Origin of the sequence: Planococcus sp. CPCC 101016, from assembly GCF_007859295.1 — a bacterium.
GTDB lineage: Bacteria > Bacillota > Bacilli > Bacillales_A > Planococcaceae > Planococcus.
Window position 1 is genome coordinate 1,315,578 of sequence record NZ_VOHB01000002.1, and the last position, 25,077, is coordinate 1,340,654.

23 protein-coding genes are annotated in these 25,077 nt (G+C 43.9%); 13 read left to right on the plus strand and 10 right to left on the minus strand.

What is annotated here, in order from left to right:
- Positions 1–3 precede the first annotated feature (3 nt).
- Together FQV26_RS06035 and FQV26_RS06040 are read left to right on the plus strand one after the other, a co-directional pair.
- Positions 4–1,737, plus strand: coding sequence for a vWA domain-containing protein (locus tag FQV26_RS06035; RefSeq protein WP_146556457.1), 1,734 nt, complete (start codon positions 4–6; stop codon positions 1,735–1,737).
- Complete coding sequence (locus FQV26_RS06040; protein WP_146556458.1) at positions 1,718–4,291, plus strand: VWA domain-containing protein; 2,574 nt, start codon at positions 1,718–1,720, stop codon at positions 4,289–4,291. Before FQV26_RS06035 ends, FQV26_RS06040 begins: the two co-directional genes overlap by 20 nt.
- A 50-nt stretch (positions 4,292–4,341) precedes the next feature.
- On the opposite strand, the gene FQV26_RS06045 is transcribed toward FQV26_RS06040, so the two are convergent.
- The 6 genes from FQV26_RS06045 to FQV26_RS06070 form a co-directional block, all read right to left on the minus strand.
- Positions 4,342–5,532 (minus strand): MFS transporter, encoded by a 1,191-nt coding sequence (locus FQV26_RS06045; protein ID WP_146556459.1) that lies wholly within the window; start codon positions 5,530–5,532, stop codon positions 4,342–4,344.
- A 106-nt stretch (positions 5,533–5,638) separates the two neighbouring features.
- Positions 5,639–6,715, minus strand: coding sequence for an ABC transporter substrate-binding protein (locus FQV26_RS06050; protein WP_146556460.1), 1,077 nt, complete (start codon positions 6,713–6,715; stop codon positions 5,639–5,641).
- Entirely contained in the window at positions 6,712–7,518 is an 807-nt protein-coding gene (locus FQV26_RS06055; RefSeq protein WP_146556461.1) for an ABC transporter permease, read from the minus strand. Before FQV26_RS06055 ends, FQV26_RS06050 begins: the two co-directional genes overlap by 4 nt.
- Entirely contained in the window at positions 7,502–8,326 is an 825-nt protein-coding gene (locus FQV26_RS06060) for an ABC transporter permease (RefSeq protein WP_146556462.1), read from the minus strand. Before FQV26_RS06060 ends, FQV26_RS06055 begins: the two co-directional genes overlap by 17 nt.
- A complete protein-coding gene (locus tag FQV26_RS06065) occupies positions 8,316–9,422 on the minus strand; it encodes an ABC transporter ATP-binding protein (protein ID WP_146556463.1) in 1,107 nt (368 codons plus the stop codon). The genes FQV26_RS06060 and FQV26_RS06065 overlap by 11 nt, the downstream gene beginning before the upstream one ends.
- Positions 9,423–9,437: 15 nt before the next feature.
- A complete protein-coding gene (locus FQV26_RS06070; protein WP_146556464.1) occupies positions 9,438–9,977 on the minus strand; it encodes a helix-turn-helix domain-containing protein in 540 nt (179 codons plus the stop codon).
- Positions 9,978–10,352: 375 nt separating this feature from the next.
- Between FQV26_RS06070 and FQV26_RS18925 the strand changes: the two genes are divergently transcribed.
- Both FQV26_RS18925 and FQV26_RS06080 read left to right on the plus strand, forming a co-directional pair.
- On the plus strand, positions 10,353–10,649 hold the full coding sequence (locus FQV26_RS18925) for a hypothetical protein (RefSeq protein ID WP_146556465.1): 297 nt from the start codon (positions 10,353–10,355) through the stop codon (positions 10,647–10,649).
- Positions 10,650–10,872: 223 nt separating this feature from the next.
- The gene (locus FQV26_RS06080) at positions 10,873–11,532 is read left to right on the plus strand and encodes a potassium channel family protein (RefSeq protein ID WP_146556466.1); all 660 of its coding nucleotides are present in this window, start codon (positions 10,873–10,875) and stop codon (positions 11,530–11,532) included.
- A gap of 158 nt (positions 11,533–11,690) precedes the next feature.
- Here FQV26_RS06080 and rnjA read toward each other — a convergent pair whose 3' ends face one another.
- Positions 11,691–13,358: a ribonuclease J1 gene (rnjA, locus tag FQV26_RS06085; protein WP_146556467.1), complete on the minus strand. Its 1,668-nt coding sequence runs from the start codon at positions 13,356–13,358 to the stop codon at positions 11,691–11,693.
- Positions 13,359–13,360: 2 nt separating this feature from the next.
- Positions 13,361–13,573 carry a DNA-dependent RNA polymerase subunit epsilon gene (locus FQV26_RS06090; protein ID WP_146556468.1) on the minus strand — a complete coding sequence of 71 codons (213 nt, stop codon included), beginning with the start codon at positions 13,571–13,573 and terminating at the stop codon, positions 13,361–13,363.
- Positions 13,574–13,856: 283 nt separating this feature from the next.
- Here FQV26_RS06090 and FQV26_RS06095 point away from each other — a divergent pair, with 283 nt between their 5' ends.
- Complete coding sequence (locus tag FQV26_RS06095; RefSeq protein ID WP_146556469.1) at positions 13,857–14,627, plus strand: Cof-type HAD-IIB family hydrolase; 771 nt, start codon at positions 13,857–13,859, stop codon at positions 14,625–14,627.
- A gap of 15 nt (positions 14,628–14,642) precedes the next feature.
- Here FQV26_RS06095 and def read toward each other — a convergent pair whose 3' ends face one another.
- Positions 14,643–15,209, minus strand: a complete 567-nt coding sequence (gene def, locus FQV26_RS06100) for a peptide deformylase (protein WP_146556470.1) — start codon at positions 15,207–15,209, stop codon at positions 14,643–14,645.
- 147 nt (positions 15,210–15,356) lie between these two features.
- Here def and FQV26_RS06105 point away from each other — a divergent pair, with 147 nt between their 5' ends.
- The 6 genes from FQV26_RS06105 (at position 15,357) to FQV26_RS06130 (ending at position 22,115) form a co-directional block, all read left to right on the plus strand.
- Positions 15,357–16,001 (plus strand): YkyA family protein, encoded by a 645-nt coding sequence (locus FQV26_RS06105; protein ID WP_146556471.1) that lies wholly within the window; start codon positions 15,357–15,359, stop codon positions 15,999–16,001.
- A gap of 252 nt (positions 16,002–16,253) precedes the next feature.
- Positions 16,254–17,366 carry a pyruvate dehydrogenase (acetyl-transferring) E1 component subunit alpha gene (gene pdhA / locus FQV26_RS06110; protein WP_146556472.1) on the plus strand — a complete coding sequence of 371 codons (1,113 nt, stop codon included), beginning with the start codon at positions 16,254–16,256 and terminating at the stop codon, positions 17,364–17,366.
- A gap of 3 nt (positions 17,367–17,369) precedes the next feature.
- Positions 17,370–18,347 carry an alpha-ketoacid dehydrogenase subunit beta gene (locus tag FQV26_RS06115; protein WP_146556473.1) on the plus strand — a complete coding sequence of 326 codons (978 nt, stop codon included), beginning with the start codon at positions 17,370–17,372 and terminating at the stop codon, positions 18,345–18,347.
- 27 nt (positions 18,348–18,374) lie between these two features.
- Complete coding sequence (locus FQV26_RS06120; protein WP_146556474.1) at positions 18,375–19,769, plus strand: dihydrolipoamide acetyltransferase family protein; 1,395 nt, start codon at positions 18,375–18,377, stop codon at positions 19,767–19,769.
- Positions 19,770–19,774: 5 nt separating this feature from the next.
- Positions 19,775–21,184 (plus strand): dihydrolipoyl dehydrogenase, encoded by a 1,410-nt coding sequence (lpdA, locus tag FQV26_RS06125; protein WP_146556475.1) that lies wholly within the window; start codon positions 19,775–19,777, stop codon positions 21,182–21,184.
- A gap of 88 nt (positions 21,185–21,272) precedes the next feature.
- Positions 21,273–22,115: a polysaccharide deacetylase family protein gene (locus FQV26_RS06130; RefSeq protein WP_146556476.1), complete on the plus strand. Its 843-nt coding sequence runs from the start codon at positions 21,273–21,275 to the stop codon at positions 22,113–22,115.
- Positions 22,116–22,198: 83 nt separating this feature from the next.
- Here FQV26_RS06130 and FQV26_RS06135 read toward each other — a convergent pair whose 3' ends face one another.
- Positions 22,199–23,668: an aminotransferase class I/II-fold pyridoxal phosphate-dependent enzyme gene (locus FQV26_RS06135; protein WP_146556477.1), complete on the minus strand. Its 1,470-nt coding sequence runs from the start codon at positions 23,666–23,668 to the stop codon at positions 22,199–22,201.
- A gap of 137 nt (positions 23,669–23,805) precedes the next feature.
- Here FQV26_RS06135 and FQV26_RS06140 point away from each other — a divergent pair, with 137 nt between their 5' ends.
- Together FQV26_RS06140 and FQV26_RS06145 are read left to right on the plus strand one after the other, a co-directional pair.
- Complete coding sequence (locus FQV26_RS06140; RefSeq protein WP_146556478.1) at positions 23,806–24,771, plus strand: NAD(P)H-dependent flavin oxidoreductase; 966 nt, start codon at positions 23,806–23,808, stop codon at positions 24,769–24,771.
- A 15-nt stretch (positions 24,772–24,786) separates the two neighbouring features.
- Positions 24,787–25,065 carry a UPF0223 family protein gene (locus tag FQV26_RS06145; RefSeq protein ID WP_146556479.1) on the plus strand — a complete coding sequence of 93 codons (279 nt, stop codon included), beginning with the start codon at positions 24,787–24,789 and terminating at the stop codon, positions 25,063–25,065.
- The last annotated feature ends 12 nt before the right edge of the window (positions 25,066–25,077 follow it).

A 25,077-nucleotide genomic window follows, 5' to 3' on the forward strand; every position in this document is an offset into this window, starting at 1 on the left:
GGCATGGGGGCATCAAATTGGGGAATGATCTGGACAGCAGTTATGCCGCTGGCTGTGATCCTCTATTATTTCTTTAGAAAAAAATACAAGGATCAGCGGGTATCGTCGACCCTATTCTGGCAGGAGCGAATGAAAGAGCTGCAGGCATCACCTTATTTGAAAAAACTGCAGCATCATTTATTGTTCTATCTGCAATTGGCGGCGTTATTGTTGTGTGTTCTGGGGTTGTTGGGACCGTTTAGCGAGTCGGAAACACTTGCTGGCAATGACTTTATTTTTGTAGTGGATACGTCTGCGACAATGCTTGCGGGTTCACCTTCTCATTTTAAAATGCATCAACAGGAGATGAAAAACCTGGTGGAACAAGCCGGCGGCAAGCCGGTCACTATCATTACAACTGGCCATAGTCCAAACGTGGTGGTTCGGCAAGAACAGAATATAGCGGTTGTCGAAAAAGCAATCGATCAATTAGCAATAAGTTATGAAAATGCCGAGATGGAACAGACGATTTTATTTGCGGATACACTGGCTGACAGTGATTCTACTGTCATCCACATTTTTACTGATGTGTTGGACAGGGCGGTGCTGGCCCATAAAACAGGCCAAAGCTACCGCGTTCACGGTTTTGATGAAACGCTGCGCAATGTTTCCATCCGCCAATTCGGCATTTCGGAAACAGCAGAAGGATCCAGAGGCATTGTGCAGCTGGTGAACAATAGCGAGGAGTCATTGCCGGCCACCGTCCGCTTGTCATCAGCAAATACGGAAAAATCAGTTGAAGTGGAGCTGGAGCCTACAGAGGAATTGCTCATTCCTTTTGAAGAGCTGCCGAATGAAAAACTCTGGCAGGCGATTGTTGAAGTAGATGACGATTATCTAGCTGATAACACGATGGCGACTTATTCAGCGCCTCCGGGTAATGCGGTAGTGATTGACTCAGCTTTGCACGAATTGATCGCCAGTGGCTACCAGTCGACCGGTCTGGAAGTTCAATTGGCGGAATCCGGCCAACTTCAGCCGGATTCGGGAGTACCGCTTGTCACCAACCAAAGCGAGTTGCTGGATGGCCGTACACCGATTCTATTGTTTGGGCGAAATGATGAAAACACGTTTGAAGTATCAGGGCAAGTCGAAACGCAAGCGAATCCGCTTTTCTCTTATGCATCATTAGAGGAAGTCTATGTTTCACAGCTTTATCCGCCTTTTGAAAGTTTTGAAACGATAGCTGAAATTGACGGTCATCCGTTTATCCAACTATCTCCAAAAGGAGATATTGTGGTGCTGACGGACGTTCAATTGACTGACTGGCCACTTTATCCTTCCTTTCCTTTGTTCTTACGGTCCGCCATGGACAGTTTAGCGGGGGATGCGGAATTTCTTGGGTTCTTTCAGCCCAATGAGCATCGCTCCGTCTCTTTGGCTTCGGAGACTGGGGAATGGGAGATTTTTAAAGACGGTGTCTATAGCCATTCCTACATTGAGGGAAGCGGTCCATTTGTTGCCCCCACTGAGCCAGGAATTTATGAAGTGGTCGGGGAAAATCAGACGATGGCCATGATTGTTCAGTTGGCCAGCGAAGAAAAAACACTTTTAGCCGGTTCAAGCTATACCATGGGACAAGCGGAAGCTGCGCAAGAGACAGTCCGTTTTTCGTTTGTGCCATTTATCATCTTGTTGATCTTGTTGCTGGTCGCTTTGGAATGGGAGGTGTACCGCCGTGGAATTGCGACTCGATAATTCCTTGTGGCTGCTATTGCTTCTTCCTACACTCGTTTATTTCGGCTGGTTTGGATTGAAGAATTTTAGAGACAGTTCCAAATTGCAAAAAATTGTTTTTCTTCTTCGGATAGCAGTTGTCGCTTTATTAATTTTTGCGTTAGCCTCGCCATCCCTTCTTCGTCCCGTTAAAGAAGAACAGGTCATTTTCCTGATGGATCGTTCTGCTTCTCTTAAAGGAATGGAGACTGAAATGACACTGGCGGTAGAAAATGCATTGAGCTCAAAAAAAGATCATCAATCGGTTGCTGTCTATACATTTGCAGAAGACTTTCTCAGTCTGTTGCCGATGACGAAAGAGCCGCAGACCTTGCCGGCGGAATTAGCGGCCGGGCAAAACGGACACACGAACATCGCGCGTGCATTGGAACTCGCCTCGAATAGCGGGAATACGGATCTTGCTACAAGATTAGTGCTCCTGACTGATGGCAATGAAACTCAATCCTCCGCCATTGAAAGCCTAAACCGGCTCGAGTCCGAGCGGCTGCAGGTCGATGTGTGGCCAATTGAACAATCGGTGCAGAACGATCTCGCCGTTAGCCGCTTCGAAACACCGTCGCGCGCATTTTTGGGAGAAGCTCAATCTTTTTCTGTTACGATCGATTCAGATACAGAAACCGAGGCAAAATTGATTTTTTCTGCTAATGATCGTGATTTGGATACGAAAGAAATCGAATTGTCGGAAGGTCAAAATGTCTTCAATTATTCATACCCGGCAACTTCAGAAGGCTTATTGAAATACGAAGTTCGTGTCGAAACTGCTGATGATGCTTTTCTCGAAAACAACTCATTGGCAAGCATTACCGAAGTTTCTGGAAGTCCGGAAGTGCTGGTGGTCAATGGTGGTGAACCTAGTCCGATTCCGGGTTTATTGGATACGGAAAATTTACGGGTAACTGAGCTTTCGTCTGCCCAGTTGCCAAGCAGTTTATCCGCCATTCTTCGTTATGACTCTATTATTTTCGATAACGTATCAGGTACAGCTGTCGGAGAGCAGCAGATGACGATTATCGAACAGGCCGTACAGCAATTTGGCGTGGGATTCATGATGGTCGGCGGCGAACAAAGCTTCGGGCTCGGGGGCTATTTCAAAACGCCGATTGAACGGTTGCTGCCGGTCGAAATGGAGGTCAAAGGCAAACATGAACTGCCGTCTCTTGGCTTAATGATTGTTATGGATCGTTCGGGAAGTATGTTGGGCATGAAAATGGAATTGGCCAAAGAAGCCGCAGCCCGATCTGTCGAACTTCTGCGTCCAGACGACACTTTAGGTGTCATCGCTTTTGATGATCGACCATGGGAGATTTTGCCGACTGCCAAAGTGTCCGATCCGCAGGCGGCTGTGGACAAGATTCTCGCAATAACTCCGGGAGGCGGAACTGAAATCTATCGCTCATTGGAGCAAGCCTATTCGGAACTGGAGGACCTGGAACTGCAGCGGAAGCACATTATCTTGCTGACAGATGGCCAATCTGCCACTTCCAGTGATTACGATGCGTTAATTGAAAATGGCAAAGACAAGAATATCACTTTGTCCACCGTATCTATTGGTCAAGATGCCGACCGAAATCTGCTGGAGCAGCTGGCCGATACTGGCAGTGGTAGATTTTATGATGTGATTGACGCTACGACAATTCCTGCGATTTTGTCACGGGAAACCATTATGATGTCACGGACGTATATTGTCGATAAACCCTTTACACCCATCGTCTACAGCAGCAGATGGGATGATTTATTTGATGAAGGAATTCCGCAACTCAATTCTTATATTGCCACGACTGCAAAAAGTACTGCTTCAGTGGCATTGGAAAGTGAGGAAGGGGATCCGGTATTAGCCAGCTGGAATTATGGCCTTGGTAAAACTGTCGCTTATACATCGGGCAGCGGAGCGTGGAGCGGAGACTTCCAGAGTTGGAGCCGATGGCCGGATTTCTGGAATCGCAGTGCTGCTCAATTATTGCCTGCTTATGAAGAAATTCCGTACTCGGTGACCCGGAAAGAACAGGGCGTCTATACGGTAGAAGATCCTACACAAAGTTCGGCGATTCTTACTGTAGCGGCGGTTGATGAACAGGGGAACGAAGTTCCCTTGCAGACAGAACCGTTGGCTCCTGGAAAAGTGGATGTCAAGCTGGATGCAGAACCTGGTCTGATTTTTTTCAGCATCAGCAATGAAAACGGAGCAGCTTACAAAACAGGCTTGACGATCCCTTACGGAGATGAGTACCAAACTGCTGCTGCGAACATGCCATTGATGACAACGCTGGCTGAGCGGACTGGTGGACAAGTATTGGGGACGCTGGATGAAGCATTCCGGGATATGACTTATACTAGCGGCACTGTGCGCCCCATTCAGCTGTTTTTATTGTTAGCTGCTATGGTCTTGTTTTTCTTAGACATTACGCTTCGGCGCTTCGGACTGCCGAAACCTGCATTAAAAAGAAAAGCCACAAAAGAAGAGCCTTCTTCTCCTGCGGCAGTTGACCAATTAATAAAAGCGAAAAAGAGAAGCTGACTCTTTTTCGCTTTTTCTTTCTTATGGAGTTAAAACAACTAGACGCTTTTTCAACTGCGGCTGGTGGCCAAAAGCTGCTGCTTGCGCATCGACCAGGTGTTGGCAATGATAAAGCAGGTGATCAGGATTGCAGTTCCTAATATATAAGGATAGCTCATATTAATATCGAAAAGGATGCCGGCAAGCGCAGGTCCAATCATATTGCCCAGGCTCATATAAGCATTGTTCATGCCTGCTGCAAACCCTTGCTGATCGCCTGCCAGTTTGGAAATTAAGGTATTGATGGCCGGCCGAAGTAGGGAAGCGGCCGTAAAGAAGACTGCTGAAACCAACATGATAGCCCAAAAAGAACTGACAAACAAGATGCTGATCATTGCGCCTGCTGACACCAGCAGGTTGACCAATATGACTCTCATCTCACCAAAACGCTTGAACAGCTTATCAATGACAAAGGTCTGGACAACGACGCCCACAAAACCGCCAATCGTGATTAGAATCGCAATTTCCTTAGGAGTGAATCCGAATTTCTTATCGGCATATAAGGCGATGGTCGATTGGAAGTTGGACAAACCGAAAGCGAAGATAAACATAACTAGTAACATGACAAAATAAGGCGTATAAGTCGACCGTTTCATTTGCTGCAGCAGATTTTCCGATTTTGAATCAGCCGCCTGAATAGTGGGCGCGACATTGGGCAATACGGTAAAGGAAATGAACGCTGCAATCAATGCAACTGCAGTAGCCACGTAAAATGGAAACTGGATGCTGACTTCCGCCAAAAATCCGCCAATTCCAGGTCCGATCATAAAGCCGAGGGACATAGAGGCGCCAAGCCAACCCATGCCTTTTCCGCGTTCTTCAAAGGTCGTAATATCCGCTACAAATGCCATCATCGGTGGAATCAGGAAAGCAGCACCAAGTCCACTGAAGAAGCGGGCAACGTAGAGTATCCATAGATGAGAAGCAAGTCCGAATGCGAGCTGGGACAATCCGAACACAATCAGTCCAAAAATGATCAACTTTTTGCGACCGTATTTATCGGAAAGCTGACCCGACAAAGGAGAAAATAGAAATTGAGCTAATGCAAAGGTGGCAATCAATGTACCGAGCGCCTGACCCGCTACACCGAATGTATCCAAATAGGCGGGCATAATCGGAATGATCAATCCGATGCCGCTCATGGCAATGAACATATTGAACATCAGGACATAGAGTGCGAATTTATTTGATTTTACGGCCATAAAGAGACCTTCTTTCATTGTTATTTCGTAAGGCTAAATTTTAGACTATAGAATCTACATACTATACCCCAAATCCCACAAAAAAAACAGGCAAAAGTTCTGCCTGTCATTTTTCCATATCCATTTTAAATTCCAGAAATAATTCGTTGTACGTACCAAGCATTTCAAGACCTAAATTTTCATAGACTTCCAGGCGCTCCCGCAGCTCTTCCGGGGGGTAAAAGCGTTCATCTTCCGTCACCTCAGGATCCATTAACGCAATGGCCTGCTCATTCGGGGTAGAGTATCCGACATAATCCGCATTTTGGGCAGCGACTTCTGGATCCAACATAAAGTTGATGAATGCATGAGCCCCTTCCACATTGCCGGCTGTCTTCGGAATGATCATATTATCAAACCACAAATTCGATCCTTCTTCCGGCACCGAGTAATCAATGTCTTCATTGATCCACATCATGTCTGCTGCCTGTCCGGACCAAGTTACCGCGACAGCTGCCTCTTCGCGGCGCATCATTTCAACAATTTCGTCTCCGATGATGGCTTTGACATTGGGACCCATCGTTTTCAGTTTATTTGTGGCTTCACGCAATTCGCCCATATCGGTTGAATTCAATGAATAGCCCAGGCTGTTCAACCCCATGCCGATGACTTCCCGTGCACTATCGACCAATATCACTTCCTGTTCAAGGCTGGAATTCCACAAATCGTCCCAGCTCTCGAAAGTCTGGCCTTCCAGCAAGGTCGGATTAAAGGCAATGCCAACCGTGCCCCAAAAATAAGGAACCGAGTATTCGTTTCCCGGATCAAATGGAAGATCAAGAAAATAGGGATCGATGTTTCCGAGGTTCGGAATCAAGGCGTGGTCTATCGGTTGTAGCAGGTCAGTTTCTTTCATTTTTTCAATGGCATATTCGGAAGGCATCGCTACATCATAAGTGGTGCCACCCTGTTCAATTTTGGTCATCATCGATTCGTTTGAATCAAATGTTTCATACACCACAGATATATTGGTTTCTTCTTCAAATTGTTCAATCAGTTCAGGGTCGATGTACTCGCCCCAGTTATAAACGGAAATACTGCCTCCGCCAACAGTCGTCGAACTTTTTTGCAAAGCATTAACTGCATATAAGAGAATACTCGAGACGAGCAGAATAGCTAAAGCAGCTCTGATAATTTCTTTCATAATTTGGCTCCTCCTGTTCCGGGGGATTGTCCTGCCCGTTGATTAAAGAAGTAATAGCCAAGGACCAAGCCAAGGGTCACCACGAATATCAAGGCAGAAAGAGCATTGATGGTCAAAGTGATTCCAGCGCGGGCCATTGAGTAAATTTCAATGGACAAAGTTGAAAAACCATTTCCGGTGACGAAAAAAGTGACTGCGAAATCATCCAGAGAGTAGGTTAATGCAAGAAAAAATCCAGCAAATATGCCTGGCTTAATGTAAGGAATGATGACACGTGTTAAAATATCCCGTTTAGATGCCCCCAAATCCGTAGCTGCATCAATCAATGAACTGCTCATTTCCTGAAGCTTCGGCAAGACCATGATTACCACAATCGGAATGCTGAAGGCGATGTGGGAAATCAGAACAGAGGCAAAACCAAGTTTGACGCCAATCATGGTGAACAGGATCAAGAATGATGCACCGATGATGACATCCGGGCTGACAATTAGGATCGTATTCAATGACAGGACTGCGTTGCGTGTTCTGCGATTCCGCAAAAAAACGATGCCAATTGCGCCAAGAACACCGATTGCCGTCGAAAAAAGAGAAGACAACAAAGCAATGATCACCGTATTCATCAAAATGATCAGAAGGCGGGTATCGTTAAAAACAGCTCCGTAATGTTCTAAAGTAAATCCTTCAAAACTCGACATCGTGCCTCCGCTGTTGAATGAATAAAAAATCAAATAGAAAATCGGCGCATACAGAATGGCAAAGACGAGTGCCAAATAAAGTTTTGCTGGCTTACCTAGTTTTGCCATTATACGCGCCTCCTTTTTCTTTCTGTCCAGTCAGCATCATGATGATGATCATGAACAGGATCAAGAACACAGCGATGGTTGATCCCATTCCCCAGTTCTGTGTCACGAGAAATTGCTGCTCGATTGCAGTACCGAGTGTGATGACTTTGTTTCCAGCTATCAGCCGTGTGATGACAAAAAGAGACAGGGCTGGGATAAAGACTGCCTGCACGCCTGATTTGACACCGTTAAGGGCCATCGGAAAAATAACCCGTTTGAAAGTGGTGAAAGACGAAGCACCCAGGTCGCGGGAAGCGTCAATCAAAGCAGGATTGATTTTATCCAATGAATTGAAAATCGGCAATACCATAAATGGAATGAAAATATAAACAGAAACAAAGATAAAGCTGAAATCCGTGAAAAGAATTTGCCACGGGCCAGTGCCGAGTGTCTGCAATAGTTTGTTAGCGGGACCATACAATCCGAATATCCCAATAAAGGCATAAGCTTTCAGTAATAGATTGATCCACGAAGGAATGATGATCAAAAGCAGCCAGAGCTGTTTATGCTGGGTTTTAGTCAGCCAATAAGCTGTCGGGTACGCGATTAAAATTGTAATCAACGTAATCAGGAAAGCATACCAGAATGAACTTAAAGTCATTCGCAAATAAACGGATGAGAAGAAATTCTGATAATTTTCCAGTGTAAAGGTACCGGTCAAGTCCAAAAACGAAAAATAGAAAATCAGCGCAATCGGTGCAATGACAAATAAAGCGATCCATATATAGTAAGGGACCAGATATAATGGGCGCGACGGGTTATCTTTCATTGACAGTCGCTCCATATGACTCCAGCCTTGCGTCAAATGCTTCTTCCGATTCATTCAGGCGCATGACATGAATTGCTTCAGGTGAAAACGACAAACCGATTTCAGAACCGACCTCCACTTTTTTTGTGGAATGGACGAGCCATTCATTTCCCACCTCATCGATTGTCGATATTTCAAAATGGACACCTCTGAACAGTTGGGTATCAACTGTAACCTGCATTTTGCCTGTGCCGCTTGCGGTAATCTCCAAATCTTCCGGACGGATGACGATCTCCACCTGTTCGTGAGGAGTCAATCCAGCATCCACGCATTCAAAATCCTTATTGGCAAAACGTACTTTGTAATCTGCAATCATTTCACCGCTGACGATATTTGATTCTCCAATAAAATCAGCAACAAAACGGTTGATTGGTTCGTCGTAAATATCCATAGGAGTTCCGCTTTGTTGAATTTTTCCAGCGTTCATAACGAAAATTTCGTCCGACATAGCAAGTGCCTCTTCCTGATCATGTGTGACAAAAACAAAAGTTTTGCCAAGGCGTTGCTGCAGTTCACGCAGCTCATACTGCATTTCTGTCCGTAATTTCAGATCTAAAGCGGAAAGGGGCTCATCAAGCAAAATAACTTCGGGATCATTGACAATCGCACGGGCAATGGCGACACGCTGACGTTGTCCGCCGGACATTTCTGTAATCTCCCGTTTTTCATAATTCTGCAAATTGACGAAAGCCAGAGCTTCTCTTACACGCCGGTCGATTTCCAGACCTTTGATTTTTTTGATGCGAAGTCCGAAGGCTATGTTTTCAAATACGTTCAGGTGAGGGAACAAGGCATAGTCCTGAAACACCGTATTGACCTGACGCTGATTCGCCGGAACTTTATTCACTTTTTTTCCTTCTATAAAGATATCACCGCTGCTAGGTTCAGAAAAACCGGCGATAATCCGTAGAATGGTTGTTTTTCCACAACCGGATGGGCCAAGAAGCGTGTAAAACTTTCCTTTTTCAAGTTCAAAACTGACATTGTCCAAGACATTGCCTGCTCCTTCAAATGTCTGCGTGACATTTTCAAAGCGTATAATGGGTGTATCGGTCATAAGATCCCTCCTGAATTATAAATACGAATGTGTGGTGACGATAATCATTTCGGATATTCCATCATGATCATTGATTAATTGGTGATGGTCGGATGCCTCGAAATAAATGGAATCCCCGGCAGCAGCCGTATATCGGTGATCGCCGATAGTGAGAAGGACCCTTCCTTCCATAATATAAATGAAAGTTTCAGCGGATGAAGGTTCGAATTTTTTGAAATGTCCATTCGCCTGTAAAGTTAAAAAGACTGGCTCCATTTCTTTCTCATTGGATGTTGGGATTAGCCATTCCACTTCATATCCTGCTTCTTCATCAATATGAGCGGTATGATCAGTAGTGGAATAAACGACTTTAACATCATGCTCATCGGCAAAAAACTCTTTCGGAGTAGTTCCCAGCACTTCCAGTAAAGAAAAGAAAGTTTCAATGGAAGGTGAGTTCATATTCCGTTCAAGCTGAGAAATGAAGCCTTTGCTCAAATCTGTCCTTTTTCCAAGCTCTTCCTGAGTCATTCCGTTTTTTAATCGAAGGCGTTTAATTTTTGTTCCGATGTCCATCAGAATTCTCCTCGATTCTTTATAAATGGCTAGCTGCTTAAAGTTTAGTTAAAATATACTTTTAGTTTACTCAGAGCATATATTCATTATACGAGAAGGCTAATATATTTCAAGGCGAAAATTATTTTCAATAAGGGATTGTTATCTATTGCAATTTACCGGCAGTTTTTACTATCATAGAGAAAGTGTGAAATTAATAATGAGTTATGTAACTTCAACTAAACCAATATAAACATTTAGATGAGCGATTATAAAAAAACGATAAAAACGAAAAACAATTCCCATGCCATTTGAGGAAAGTGATGAAGCAGGGTTCCTGCTGATTCAAGCAATTCCCATTTGTACAGCTCGACCAAAACTCTAGGAGTGATCAATGTGAACGGCAAAATGAATTTCTTTCTTGATCCAAAAAATCGGGTCATTCAAAAACCTTCAATTATGAATTATAAACAAGACCAACAAGGTTTATACCTTGTAGCCGATAAGCGGTTTATCAACTGGATGGATGTGCACACATACTGCCATACCTGTTTATCAGCTTTGACTTTCGATGATGAATTTGATGCAAGTTACTGCTCCAGCTGCAACGAATGGCGTGAAGAACCTTGCACGGACATTAGCTGCGAGTATTGTGAAAATAGACCGAAGCGCCCATTGGATCCCCGCCGATAAGCGGGGTTTTTTATTGGATTCAAATTGCGTAATACACTCGAGCGTGCAGATTCCTTTTTTTATTTGCGTAAACCCTGATTTCCGAGAAGGATGAGGGAGCAAAGTTAATATACGGCTGATTTTCATAGGGCAGGCAAAGGTTTGTCGGAACTCTACAAATGGCATTTTTTAGTTTAGCGCAACTATGTTAAAATAAAGCCACTTGAATATTTGGAGGATGAATATGAAAAAGGAATTTGTAGTCATTGGGCTTGGCCGCTTTGGCGGCAGCATTGTACGTGAATTAATTGAGCAGGATGCGGACGTAATGGCAATTGATAAGGACTCGGAACGAGTAGATGAATTCTCTGCTATTGCGACACAAGCGGTTGTTGCAGACACCACAGACGAGACAGTACTGAAATCTTTGGGCATCCGGAATTTTGAGCATGTCATTGTAGCGATAGGTGAAAATATTCAAGCCAGTATTTTAACGACCTTGATGCTGAAAGAAATCGGCGTAAAGAAAATTACCGTAAAAGCGCAAAATGACTACCATGCCAAAGTATTGAATAAAATCGGCGCAGATAAAGTGGTCCACCCGGAACGTGATATGGGAATACGAATTGCCCATAATATCCTTTCTAATAACGTACTGGATTATTTGGAGCTGTCTGATGAACATTCCATAATGGAAATCAAGGCGAACCACAAGCTCGCCGGTTATACATTGATCGGCCTCGACATTCGAGCACGCTATGGCATCAACATTGTGGCTATAAAAAGAGGGGAAGATATTATTGTATCTCCTCAAGCGGACATGGAAATCGAGCAGGAAGACATATTGATTATTATCGGTTCCGATGCAGACATCAATCGCTTTGAGAAAAAAATGATGAATTAAAAAAAACACTGTCGGCTAGTTTTCGGCAGCAGAGAAGTCCTGTGGGAGAAATCAGTTCCAGTACAGGGCTCTCTTTTTATTAGATGAGAAAATAACAAAAAAGGTGCATCGGATTTCAATCCGATGCACCTTTTTGACAGCCAATAAAGGCATTAGTATTAAACTTCCATAATCACTGGCAAAATCATAGGACGGCGTTTTGTTTTCTCATACAAATACGGTCCAAGAACGTCAGAAATATCATTTTTCAATTCTGCCCATTCTGTATTTTTGCTATGAATTTTTTTGTTGAGATGGCGATTCAGCATTTGCTGTGCCTCGTAAATCATTGTCCCAGACTCTCGCATATAAACAAAACCGCGAGAAATGATATCTGGTCCCGAGACCATCTTATTCTTCTGCATATCAACACTTACGACTACGATAACCAAACCTTCTTCAGAAAGTACACGGCGGTCACGCAGGACGATGTTGCCGATATCGCCGATGCCACTGCCGTCGATGTAAACATCACCAGAAGGGATGCGTCCTGCAACAGAAGCTTCGTCCTGCCCAAGAGCAAGAACTTCACCGTTCTCCATGATAAATGTGTTTTCGAGTGGAACATCACATTCCACTGCCAAACCTGCATGAGTTTTTAACATACGGTACTCACCGTGTATCGGCATGAAGAATTTCGGTTTGATCAAACGAAGCATCAATTTATTTTCTGGCTCAGAGCCGTGACCGGATGTATGGATGTTGTTAAGTGATCCATGAATTACATCTGCGCCGGCACGGAATAATAAGTTGATCGTCCGATTGACGCTGCTCGTATTGCCCGGAATTGGGGAAGACGAGAAAACAACTGTATCATTTGGCTGAATCTGGATTTGGCGGTGAGTTCCGCTGGCGATTCTGGAAAGAGCAGCCATCGGTTCACCTTGTGAACCTGTGCAAAGAATTAAGACTTCGTTTGCAGGCAAGCGATTCAAAGTTTGAGTATCTACGAATGCATCTTCCGGAGCGTTAATGTAACCAAGCTCACGGCCGATTGTCATGGCATTGTCCATGCTGCGTCCAAAGACAGCAATCTTACGTCCTTGTGCGACTGCTTCATCGGTCACTTGCTGCAGGCGATAGATATTCGAAGCAAATGTCGCGAAAATCAAACGGCCATCAACTTTTCTCATAATATCTTTGATCGAATCGCCGACTTTCCGCTCTGACATCGTGAAGTCAGGAACTTCTGCATTGGTGCTGTCGGAAAGAAGACACAATACGCCTTCGCTTCCGATCTGAGCCATTTTCAACAAGTTGGCAGGTTCGCCTACTGGAGTGAAATCAAATTTGAAATCTCCTGTATGGACAATATTGCCGGGTGGAGTTTTTACCACAACACCAAACGCATCTGGAATACTGTGGGTGGTGCGGAAAAAGCTGACGGCTGTCTTACGGAACTTGATCACGTCTTCTTCTTCGATTTCCGTCATCTTCGTTTGACGCAATAAACCGTGTTCTTCCAATTTTTTGCGCAAAAGGCCAAGAGCCAATTTTCCACCGTAGACAGGAATATTAATCTTTTTAAGCAAGTAAGGAATACCGCCAATATGATCTTCATGGCCATGAGTAATAAAAAGGCCTTTGATCTTATCAACATTTTTTACTAAGTATGTGTAATCCGGAATAACATAATCGATTCCGAGCAAATCGTCTTCCGGGAATTTAATGCCTGCATCAATAAGGATGATTTCATCCTGGAATTGGACACCATACGTGTTTTTGCCGATTTCACCCAGTCCGCCTAGGGCGAAAACAGCTGTTTGGTCGTTCTTAACGAATTTCATCGTTATTCGATGCTCTCAACTTCATAATTTTGGCTCGCTTGTTCATACTCGAGGTGATTGCCTTCTAGCAATTGAACAAGTTCAATATTGTAGTTGCGGTCTTTTAAGTGGTGTCGGACTTCGCGCTCGGATGCTGCTTCCACATAAAGAGTTTGAGTATTTTCACGAACTGGTACTTCAAAACGGTTTTCTTGGTAGTATACTTTAAAAATCATTGTTTGCTCTCCTTTTTCCACGCTCAAATAAATGCACTTCCTTTATATTATCATGTCATTGTACTAAAATAAAGAATAGCCCTCCTTATTTATAAAGAAGGGCTAAAACGTTTATGCAATTTTCTTTTTGTTCATGATGCCATTGAGCTGTCTGAGAAGCTTTCTTTTCAAACGTTTCAGCATGGCTAACCACTCCTTATGGCAAGTATACTGCGTTTTCTGATAATTGTAAAGGAATCGGTCCCTATATGTGGGCCTTATCACACAGATTGGAGACTACAAAATGCCTAAATTATTATTACTGGATATTGATGGAACTTTATTGGATTCACACAAGAAATTGCCAGCTTCTGCAAAAGAAGCATTACAACAAGCTCGCTTAAATGGCCACGATTTGGCAATTGCTACTGGACGCGGCCCATTTATGATTACAAAAATTTTGGAAGAACTGAATATTGATACTTATATAACATTCAATGGACAGTATATCGCCCATAAAGGGCAAGCTATCCATAAACAGGCGATTGATTCGGATCTGCTTAATAAAATTTTTGAGTTTGCTGATCAGCGTAATCATCCGATCGTTTTCATGAATGAAATGAAAATGGTTTCTTCTATTGATTTTCATCCTGACATCGATGAAAGCATCAAGACTTTGAAAATGCCGCATCCAGAAGTGGAAAAAGATTTTTATTTGAACAATGATATTTACCAGGCATTGGTGTTCTGCGAAAAGGAAGAAGAACAGCAATACCATGATGCGTTTAAGCAAGTGGATTTTGTCCGGTGGCATCGGGTATCGTGTGACATCACACCAAAAGGCGGAACGAAGGCAAGCGGGATCAAACATTTGATTAAAGCTACCGGCCATTCAATTGATGACACGATTGCTTTCGGCGATGGCTTGAACGATTTGCAGATGATGGACATTGCAGGATATAGTGTGGCGATGGAGAATGGTCACGAAGAAACAAAAAAACGTGCATCATATGTGACAGAACACGTAGATAATGATGGCTTGGCAAAAGCTTTCAAGCATTTGAAATTGATTTAAAAAAAGAGACTCAGCTTAATCAGCTGAGTCTCTTTCAATTGCAATGGCATTTTCAATTTCCGCGAACGGGTTTTTCGAATCAATGTGGTCAAAAAACATGATGCCATTCAAGTGGTCAAGCTCATGCTGAAAAGCAATTGCAGGAAGACCTTTTAAACGCATTTTAATTTCTTCTCCATCTAAATTGAATGCTTTGATGGTGATTCGTGCGTATCTTGGTACATAACCCGGAATGGCACGGTCTACAGACAAGCAGCCTTCTCCGGCCGCCAGGTAAGCTTTTTCGACCGAATGGCTGACAATTTTCGGGTTGATTGCGATTAAGCTGAGGTTTTCTCCCGTACTTTCATCAAAATGCAGGGCGAAAATTCGCTTTGCTTCATTTACCTGAGGTGCGGCAATTCCGACTCCAGGGCGCAAATCATATTTTTCAGCCAGTTCATCATCCTGGCTATTTATTACATATTCTAAAAGGTCCTCACCCAGCTTCCGATCTTCTTCAGAAAGTGGGAATTTCACTTCTTCTGAGCGTTTTCTGAGTGTAGGATGACCTTCACGTATAATGTCTTTCATTCGTATCAAGTGATTTCATCCTTTCAATTGGCTTGCTATAAAGTCTAGTATAGCGCAAATCAGTAAGTTTGAAAAAAGAAAAAGCTGTCTAGATGGAGTTGTGTTTTCTGCATTCACATACTATAGTTAATTCATGGTAATTAAGGGGTGAATTAGATGAAAAAAGTGGGGTTAGCCGTCAGCTTTGCGGTTCTTCTATTATTAGCTGCCTGTTCAGGAACAGGCATTCGAGAAGATTTGGATCAGGTATTGAACGATACCTTTGACGCAGAAGAAGATTACCGCGCAGTGCAGGATGATCTGGAAGAACGTGAAAAAGCAGAACAACAATTGTTTGAAGAGATTATGGCATTGACACAAGAACAGCAGGATCAAGTAGCTGAGCAAGCAGAAGAAGCGATTGCTTCGGCAGATGAACGCCTCGAATTCCTGCAAACCGAGAAAGAGTCGATGCAATCGGCTGAAGAGAATTTTGCCGATATCGATGGAGTGATCGAAGCGGCTGAAGAAGAATCTGTGAAGGCAGATTTGGAAGCGTTAAAAGCAAAAATGCAGGAACGTTTTGCAGCTCATGATGAATTTGCGAATGCCTACGAAGAGTTAATCAGCCAACAGAAGGAACTGTATGAAATGCTTAAAGATGAAGAAAGCAACTTACAGATGCTTCAGGAAAAAGCTGCAGAAGTAAACGAACAAAACGAGCAAGTGCAGCAAGCTGTTACAGAGTTCAATCAGTTAACCCAACAGGTTAATGAAGTGAAAGATCAAACGGTAGAAACTTTAAATGAAAGCGAAGAATAGGCGGCCTTTATGGCCGCTTTTTCTGTGCTATAAAAGAAGAGGGATATCAATTCTGTATTATAATACAGGGATAGAAATTAACTAATACAGTTTAGAAAATTTGAATTATCTCGCAATTACTATTGTCCAAAAATGTTAGGTTCTCTATGATTGACCGAGTTATTCTTGTAACGTATACTAAAAGGGAATGCGAAATTGTATCATAAATTATATGTAATTATTTTAATACAGATAAAAAGGAGAGTTGCTTTTATGGCTGCGAAAAAATTACAGCAGTTCGATCCAGTGGAAACGCTTAACGCAATCGAAGAAAAGTTTGAAATGGTTCAGATACTGAACGAAGAAGGCGAAATCGTAAACGAAGAGGCAGATCCGAAACTTTCGGATGAAGATCTTCAAGAATTGATGAACCGGATGGTGTACACCCGAATCCTAGATCAGCGTTCAATTTCGTTGAACCGTCAGGGACGTCTTGGCTTCTACGCTCCAACAGCAGGGCAGGAAGCTTCTCAATTGGCTTCTCACTTTGCCTTGTCGAAAGAAGATTTCATTTTGCCGGGCTATCGTGACGTTCCGCAATTGATTTGGCACGGATGGCCGCTTCATCAGGCATTCTTGTTCTCCCGCGGACATTTCATGGGGAACCAAATGGCTGAAGGCTTGAACGTTCTGCCTCCACAAATCATCATCGGTGCTCAGTTCATCCAAGCTACCGGTGTTGCCCTTGGTATGCAAAAACGCAAAAAAGAAGCAGTTGCTGTGACTTACACAGGCGACGGCGGTTCTTCGCAGGGTGATTTCTATGAAGGAATCAACTTTGCAGGTGCATTCCGCGCACCAGCTATTTTCATCGTGCAGAATAACCAATATGCAATTTCAACGCCTCGTGAACTTCAGACTTCAGCAAAAACTATTGCTCAAAAAGCAGTTTCTGCCGGAATTCCAGGAGTTCTTGTAGACGGTATGGATCCACTAGCAGTTTACGCAGTTACTCGTGATGCGCGCGAACGTGCGATTAAAGGCGACGGACCGACATTGATCGAAACACTTTGCTACCGTTACGGACCTCATACGATGGCCGGTGATGATCCAACACGCTACCGTACTTCAGATATCGACAGCGAATGGGAAAAGAAAGATCCGCTTGTCCGTTTCCGTAAATACCTGGAAGCTAAAGGCATCTGGGATGAATCGAAAGAAAATGAAGTAATTGAAAGAGCTAAAGAAGAAATTAAAGCAGCAATCAAAAAAGCTGACGGCGCTCCAAAACAGAAAGTATCAGACCTGTTGGAGATTATGTACGAAGACGTGCCGTTTAATGTTCAGGAACAGTTGGATATTTATAAAGCAAAGGAGTCGAAGTAAGCCATGGCACAATTAACAATGATCCAAGCGATTACCGACGCTCTGAAAACAGAGATGAAGAACGATGAAAACGTTCTTGTTTTCGGTGAAGATGTAGGAAATAACGGCGGTGTATTCCGTGCAACAGAAGGTCTTCAAAAAGAATTTGGAGAAGACCGCGTATTTGATACGCCTTTGGCAGAGTCAGGAATCGGCGGCTTGGCCATCGGTTTGGCTTTGCAGGGATACCGTCCAGTTCCGGAAATTCAGTTTTTCGGATTTGTCTTTGAAGTAATGGATTCGATCAGCGGACAGATGGCGCGTATGCGTTTCCGCAGCGGCGGCAGCTTGAGCTCACCCGTAACAATCCGCTCTCCATTCGGCGGCGGCGTTCATACACCTGAAATGCATGCCGATTCATTAGAAGGATTAATGGCAGCACAGCCTGGCTTGAAAGTAGTTATTCCTTCAACACCTTACGATGCAAAAGGCTTGTTGATTTCAGCCATTCGCGATAACGACCCAGTCATCTTCCTTGAGCACATGAAGCTTTACCGTTCATTCCGCCAGGAAGTGCCGGAAGAAGAGTATACGATTCCTCTTGGCAAAGCTGATGTAAAACGTGAAGGCAAGGACTTGACCATCGTTGCTTATGGCGCCATGGTTCAGGAAAGCATCAAAGCAGCAGAAGAACTTGAAAAAGAAAATTATTCGGTTGAAGTGGTCGATCTTCGCACGATCCAACCGCTTGATATTGAAACAATTATTGCTTCAGTAGAAAAAACAGGACGCGCAATGGTTGTTCAGGAAGCTCAAAAACAAGCAGGAATTGCAGCAGGCGTCGTAGCTGAAATTACGGACCGCGCAATCCTTACATTAGAAGCGCCTGTTCTTCGCGTTACTGCACCAGACTCTGTCTTCCCATTCTCGCAAGCCGAGCAAGTTTGGCTGCCGAATTCGAAGGATATAGTAGAAACAGCGAAGAAAGTACTTACGTTTTAATTAGACAGAACCGAAAGGGTGATATATATGGCTTTTGAATTTCGTTTACCGGATATCGGTGAAGGTATCCATGAAGGTGAAATTGTAAAATGGTTTGTAAAAGCGGGAGATACAATCGAAGAAGACGATATTCTTGTTGAAGTACAAAATGACAAGGCCGTCGTCGAGATTCCCTCACCGGTTTCAGGAACAGTTGAAGAGGTATTGGTTGAAGAAGGAACCGTTGCTGTAGTGGGCGATATTTTGGTCCGCATCGATGCGCCTGACGCTGAAGAAATGAACTTCAAAGGAGATCATGGCGACAAACAAGAAGCCGCTCCTGAAGTGAAAGAAGAAACAGAAGAGCTAGTGCAATCCGGTACTGCTGAAGCAGGCCAGGACGTTGACAAAGCACCTGCTAAAGAAGAAGAGCCGAAAGAACAGACGGGCGCTGGAGCTCAGCCGCAAGCTGATGCAACAGAAGAATCTGATCCGAACGCACGCGTCATCTCGATGCCGTCTGTCCGCAAATTTGCACGCGACAACGACGTTAACATTAAACAAGTGACAGGTTCAGGCAATAATGGCCGGGTACTAAAAGAAGACGTAGAAGCCTTCATGAATGGCGACCAGAAAACGGCAACTGCTGCAGCTTCTGAAGAAGCACCGCAGGAAGCAGCAGAGGAAACTACTGATAAAGCGGCAGCTGCACCAAAAGCACCAGCAGCGCCTGAAGGTGAATTCCCTGAAACTCGCGAGAAGATTTCCGGTATCCGAAAAGCGATTGCTAAAGCGATGGTTCATTCAAAACATACCGCTCCTCACGTAACGTTGATGGACGAAGTGGATGTCACGGAATTGGTTGCTCACCGCAAAAAATTCAAGGACATTGCAGCAGAAAAAGAAATCAAGCTTACTTATTTGCCGTATGTGGTAAAAGCTTTGGTTAGCACATTGCGTGAATTCCCAGCCTTGAACACATCATTTGATGATGAAACAAGTGAAATTATTCAGAAGCATTACTTTAATATCGGTATTGCAGCTGATACTGAAAAAGGTTTGATGGTTCCAGTCATCAAAAACGCAGACCGCAAGTCGGTATTTGCAATTTCTGATGAAATCAACGGCCTAGCTACAAAAGCACGTGATGGCAAATTATCTGCAGCTGAAATGAAGGGTGCTTCATGCTCGATTACAAACATTGGTTCTGCCGGTGGACAATGGTTTACACCGGTCATCAATCATCCGGAAGTTGCCATTCTCGGAATTGGCCGAATTGCGGAGAAGCCAGTAATTAAAAATGGTGAAATTGTGGCGGCACCTGTGTTAGCATTATCATTGAGCTTCGATCACCGAATGATCGATGGTGCAACGGCACAGCATGCATTAAATCATATTAAACGTTTATTAAGTCAACCTGAATTACTATTAATGGAGGCGTAAAACTTATGGTAGTAGGAGATTTCCCAATCGAAACAGACACGCTCGTAATCGGCTCAGGCCCTGGCGGTTATGTTGCAGCTATTCGTGCAGCACAAACTGGCCAAAAAGTAACAATCGTTGAAAAGGAATATATTGGCGGCGTTTGTTTGAATGTCGGTTGTATCCCTTCGAAAGCGATGATTTCTGTTGGGCACCGTTTTGAGGAAGCTCAGCATTCAGAAGACATGGGAATTGTCGCAAAAGAAGTTTCGCTCAACTTTGAAAAAGCACAAGCGTTCAAAGATGGCGTCGTGAAGAAATTGACTGGCGGCGTTGAGTCTCTTCTAAAAGGCAATAAAGTCGAAATTTTACGCGGTGAAGCTTATTTCGTTGATGAAAACACTGTACGCATCATGGATGATAATTCTGCACAGACGTATAAATTCAAAAATGCAATTATCGCAACAGGATCACGTCCTGTAGAAATCCCGACTTTTAAATTTACAAAACGCGTGATTAATTCAACTGGAGCTTTGGCACTCACTGAGCTTCCTAAAAAACTTGTCGTTATCGGCGGCGGGTATATCGGTACAGAGCTTGGTACTGCATTTGCAAATATGGGTTCTGAAGTAACGATCCTTGAAGGCGCTCCGGATATCCTTGCTGGATTTGAAAAGCAAATGACAGCCATCGTCAAAAAAGGATTGAAGAAAAAAGGCGTTGAAGTTATCACTAAAGCATCTGCTAAAGGTGTAGAAGAATCTGATTCAGGAGTTAAAGTATCATACGAAGCAGGCGGAGAAGAAAAAACGCTTGAAGCTGACTATGTACTAGTAACTGTTGGCCGTCGTCCAAATACAGACGAGATGGGCCTTGAAGAATTGAACTTGAACATGTCTGACCGTGGCTTGATCGAAGTCGACAAACAATGCCGCACAAACATCTCCAACATTTATGCAATCGGTGATGTGGTAGCTGGCCTTCAATTGGCTCATAAAGCTTCATATGAAGGTAAAGTTGCTGCAGAAGCAATTGCAGGCGAAAAGTCTGAAGTTGATTATATGGCTATTCCGGCGGTCTGCTTTACAGATCCGGAACTTGCTAGCGTTGGCTTGTCTGAAGAACAGGCAAAAGAAGAAGGATTCGAAGCTGCGGCTGCGAAATTCCCATTCGCTGCAAACGGCCGTGCTCTTTCCTTAAACGCAACTGAAGGATTCGTGAAACTGGTTTCACGTAAATCTGACGGCTTGCTGTTAGGTGCACAAATTGTTGGAGCAGGCGCATCAGACATGATCGCTGAGCTTGGTCTTGCTATCGAAGCAGGAATGACAGTGGAAGATATCGCAATGACAATTCATGCTCACCCAACACTTGCTGAAATTACAATGGAAGCTGCAGAAGTAGCTCTTGGAACACCAATTCATATTGTTAAATAATTAAGTAGAAGTCGCTTATGGCGGCTTCTTTTTTTTGGAAACTATCAGATGGTCATGGTAAGATTTGTTTAGAAAAGAGGTGTTTGTGTTGATACATAGAAAATGGATAGCTTTTGCAGCTGTCACGTTATTATTAACAGCATGTACAGATCAAAATACTGCTACTTCAGACGAGAAAGAACCGGCAGAAGAACAGGCAGTAAGCAAAGAAGAGCAAGAAACCGAGGAAGTTAAAAAAGAAGAAGCTGCGAAAGAAGAAGCGGAAGCGGAGGAAAAGCCAGAAGAAGTTGCGGCGGCCGACCCCCAATACCGCATCAATTCGGCTAATTGGTCCGCACAACCGATAACAGATGCTTCGGAAAAAGTAGTGCTGGTGACGATCGATGATGCACCTGATAAACATGCGATGGAGATGGCGGAAACCTTAAAAAGCCAAAATGTGCCTGCAATCTTTTTCGTCAATGGCCACTTCTTGGATACGGATGAAGAAAAGCAACAGTTGAAAAAAATTCACGAGATGGGCTTTGCAATTGGCAATCATACCAATAGCCATCCAAACTTAAGGGATTTGACCGAGGAGCAGCAAACAGATGAAATTCTACAGCTGAATGAGACCATTGAACAAATTATCGGAGAAAAGCCGAAATTTTTCCGGGCACCGCATGGAGCAAATACGGATTTCAGCAAACAGCTTGTCCAAGATCAGGGAATGGTCCTCATGAATTGGACTTACGGATATGATTGGGAACAGCAGTATCAGAATGCCCAATCATTGACGAATATCATGATCAATACGGAATTCTTGAACAATGGAGCCAATCTATTAATGCACGACCGTGAATGGACGTCAGAAGCACTTCCAGACATCATCCAAGGGCTAAAGGACAAAGGCTACGGCTTTGTAGACCCGGAAGCTATAGAAGGCATATAAAAACGATCCGCAGGCAATCTGCGGATCGTTTTTTCAACTTGTAAGAAAAACTTGAAAACTTCAAGCACTCTCACCTATCTTTTTTATCTTATCGCTTGCTGCTCTTTGATGACGCGCAGCATCTGCAACGTATCATCTTCAGGCCCTTGTACAGGCAAACCGGCAGCTACGTTCATATGGATATAATTGATATTTTCTTCTGTGATAATTTCACCAGGAATAAAAATAGGAATGCCTGGAGGGTAGACCATAATGAATTCAGCCGAAATGCGGCCGACAGCATCATTAATTGACACGACTTCAGTTGTCGCATAGAAAGCATCGCGCGGTGTCATGGCAAGCTTAGGTATATCCGGCAGCAAGACAACCGGTTCAATGACAGCAGCCTCGCTATCCAATGCTTCACTCATGCGTTGAAGAGCGTTAATAAGCAAATTCAATTCTTTGCGCGTATCGCCGATCGTGACAAGGCACAAGATATTATATAAATCGGAAAGCTCTATTTCAATATTGGCGTTTTCTCTTAGCCATTCTTCAGCTTGGTGGCCAGTAATGCCCAAGTTCTTCACGCTAATCAATAGTTTTGTCGGGTCCATGTCAAAAGTGGCCGAGGAATTCAGCAATTCCTTGCCGACACAATGCAAGTGAGGTATTTTATTGATGCGTTTTCGGGCGTCCTGCGCCAACCGAATAGCCTGGTCAATCAAGTCATAGCCGTGAATCGCCAACTGGCGGCGCGCTGTATCAAGTGAAGCCAGAATCGGATATGACGTTGATGTAGTGGTTAACATGGATAAAGTGGACTGAACGCGTTTTGGCGATACAAGTCCTTCCCTTACATTTAATACGGAACTTTGGGTCATAGATCCTCCTAGCTTATGGACAGAAGTGGCTGCCATATCGGCTCCTGCAGCCATGGCTGAAACAGGTAACGATTTATGAAAATGAATATGGACGCCATGTGCTTCGTCCACCAGAACAGGCACGCTGCGTGAATGTGCAATGTCAACAATCCGTTTCAAGTCAGCAGCTACGCCGAAATATGTTGGATTGATGACCAGTACCGCTTTAGCATCGGGATATTCGCTCAATGCTTTTTCGACCGCTTCTGCAGAGATGCCGTGCGAGATGCCAAGTTCAGGATCTACTTCCGGATGGATGAAAACAGGAATGGCACCTGCAAAGACGATAGCGGACATGATAGACTTATGGACATTTCGAGGCACCAAAATTTTGTCGTTGGGACCGACCACGCTCAAGATCATCGTCATGATGGCGCCGCTTGTGCCTTGTACGGAAAAGAATGTATAGTCTGCGCCAAATGCTTCGGCAGCTAGCTCCTGTGCATCTTTAATGGCGCCTTTTGGAGAATGCAAATCGTCCAGAGGAGCGATATTGATCAAATCGATGGATAGAACATTATCGCCGACAAATTCCCGAAAAGCGGGATCGACGCCTTGGCCTTTTTTATGGCCTGGTATGTGGAATTGGATCGGGTGCCGGTTTCGATGCTTTAAAAGCGCATCAAATAACGGAGTTTCTAATTGAGACAATGATAAGCCCACCTCACTAAATAAAATGAAAACAAAAAGAATTATAGCATGATGCTAACCGCTATAGTATAAAAATAAAAGGATTTAACCTTATGAAAGCGAATACATGATATACAGAGATAAAAAGGAGTGAGTTCATGGAATTTAAGACGAGAGTGACTGAGTTATTAGAAATCCGCTATCCCATAATTCAGGGAGGCTTAGCTTATTTAGCCTATGCAGAACTGGCAGCTGCTGTTTCAAATGCCGGCGGGCTCGGACAAATCACTGCAATGAGTCTGTCCACCCCTGAAGAACTTCGGGAAGAAATTCGAAAAGTAAGAAAATTGACGGATAAGCCTTTTGGTGTTAATTTTGCGATCGGCGATCACGGCCGTGCATTTTCTCATATGCTGGATGTAGCGATTGAAGAAAAAGTTTCGGTCGTCTCCATGACTGGGGGGAATCCGACACCGATATTCGAACAGTTAAAAGGGACGGATATCAAGAAGCTGGTGCTGGTGGCTGCCAGAAGACAAGCTCAAAAAGCAGAGAGCTTGGGAGCTGACGCTGTAATGGTGGTAGGCCATGAAGGCGGCGGCCATTTAGGCCGTGATGACATCGGGACAATGGTATTGATCCCGCAAGTGGTTGATGCCGTAAAAATACCGGTGATTGCATCAGGCGGAATCGGGGATGGGCGTGGATGGATGGCTGCTCATGCGCTGGGAGCTGAAGGGATTGAAATGGGCACACGCTTTATTGCGACCAAAGAATGTGTCCACGCATCTGATGCTTATAAAGAACAGTTAATCAACAGCACGGAGAACGATACAGTCATCATTAAGCGCAGCATTGGCGCTCCTGCGCGGACATTGCGCAGCAACTGGACTGATCGGATTTTAGAGATTGAGAGCCAGACACCTACCTATGAAGCTTTAAAAGAATACATTAGCGGTGAAGCCAATAAGCGTTTCATTTATAATGGAGAAAAGGACCAGGGCTTTGGCTGGGCTGGACAAGTGACGGGATTGATCAAAGATGTACCAACAGTCCAGGAACTGATTGAGGATATGGTCAATCAGGCTTATGAAATCCGAAAGAAATGGTCTATCACTGAATGAAAAGAGGGATGAAGAATGGATTATTCCTATCCATTTTCAATTGAATGGTCGACGGAAGAAATTATTGATGTCGTAAGTTTTTTTGAAGGAATCGAAATGGCTTATGAAAAGGGTATCAACAGACAAGAATTGATGACGCGTTACCGAAAATTTAAGCAGGTCGTTCCTGCCATATCGGAGGAAAAAACGTACTTCCGCGAATTTGAGGAAGAAAGCGGATACGCCAGTTTTCCGGTCATTAAAGCGATGAAAGCCGGGAACGGCAATGACATCATCAAAATGAATAAAAAGTGACAAAAAGAACCT

What these genes read in the sequence shown, in the direction of transcription:
- FQV26_RS06035 (WP_146556457.1), top strand. Translation starts at nt 4, where the DNA reads ATGGGGGCATCAAATTGGGGAATGATCTGGACAGCAGTTATGCCGCTG.
- FQV26_RS06045 (WP_146556459.1), bottom strand. Translation starts at nt 5,532, where the DNA reads ATGGCCGTAAAATCAAATAAATTCGCACTCTATGTCCTGATGTTCAAT.
- FQV26_RS06050 (WP_146556460.1), bottom strand. Translation starts at nt 6,715, where the DNA reads ATGAAAGAAATTATCAGAGCTGCTTTAGCTATTCTGCTCGTCTCGAGT.
- FQV26_RS06055 (WP_146556461.1), bottom strand. Translation starts at nt 7,518, where the DNA reads ATGGCAAAACTAGGTAAGCCAGCAAAACTTTATTTGGCACTCGTCTTT.
- FQV26_RS06060 (WP_146556462.1), bottom strand. Translation starts at nt 8,326, where the DNA reads ATGAAAGATAACCCGTCGCGCCCATTATATCTGGTCCCTTACTATATA.
- FQV26_RS06065 (WP_146556463.1), bottom strand. Translation starts at nt 9,422, where the DNA reads ATGACCGATACACCCATTATACGCTTTGAAAATGTCACGCAGACATTT.
- FQV26_RS06070 (WP_146556464.1), bottom strand. Translation starts at nt 9,977, where the DNA reads ATGGACATCGGAACAAAAATTAAACGCCTTCGATTAAAAAACGGAATG.
- FQV26_RS06080 (WP_146556466.1), top strand. Translation starts at nt 10,873, where the DNA reads ATGAAAAAGGAATTTGTAGTCATTGGGCTTGGCCGCTTTGGCGGCAGC.
- rnjA (WP_146556467.1), bottom strand. Translation starts at nt 13,358, where the DNA reads ATGAAATTCGTTAAGAACGACCAAACAGCTGTTTTCGCCCTAGGCGGA.
- FQV26_RS06090 (WP_146556468.1), bottom strand. Translation starts at nt 13,573, where the DNA reads ATGATTTTTAAAGTATACTACCAAGAAAACCGTTTTGAAGTACCAGTT.
- FQV26_RS06095 (WP_146556469.1), top strand. Translation starts at nt 13,857, where the DNA reads ATGCCTAAATTATTATTACTGGATATTGATGGAACTTTATTGGATTCA.
- FQV26_RS06105 (WP_146556471.1), top strand. Translation starts at nt 15,357, where the DNA reads ATGAAAAAAGTGGGGTTAGCCGTCAGCTTTGCGGTTCTTCTATTATTA.
- pdhA (WP_146556472.1), top strand. Translation starts at nt 16,254, where the DNA reads ATGGCTGCGAAAAAATTACAGCAGTTCGATCCAGTGGAAACGCTTAAC.
- FQV26_RS06115 (WP_146556473.1), top strand. Translation starts at nt 17,370, where the DNA reads ATGGCACAATTAACAATGATCCAAGCGATTACCGACGCTCTGAAAACA.
- FQV26_RS06120 (WP_146556474.1), top strand. Translation starts at nt 18,375, where the DNA reads ATGGCTTTTGAATTTCGTTTACCGGATATCGGTGAAGGTATCCATGAA.
- lpdA (WP_146556475.1), top strand. Translation starts at nt 19,775, where the DNA reads ATGGTAGTAGGAGATTTCCCAATCGAAACAGACACGCTCGTAATCGGC.
- FQV26_RS06140 (WP_146556478.1), top strand. Translation starts at nt 23,806, where the DNA reads ATGGAATTTAAGACGAGAGTGACTGAGTTATTAGAAATCCGCTATCCC.
- FQV26_RS06145 (WP_146556479.1), top strand. Translation starts at nt 24,787, where the DNA reads ATGGATTATTCCTATCCATTTTCAATTGAATGGTCGACGGAAGAAATT.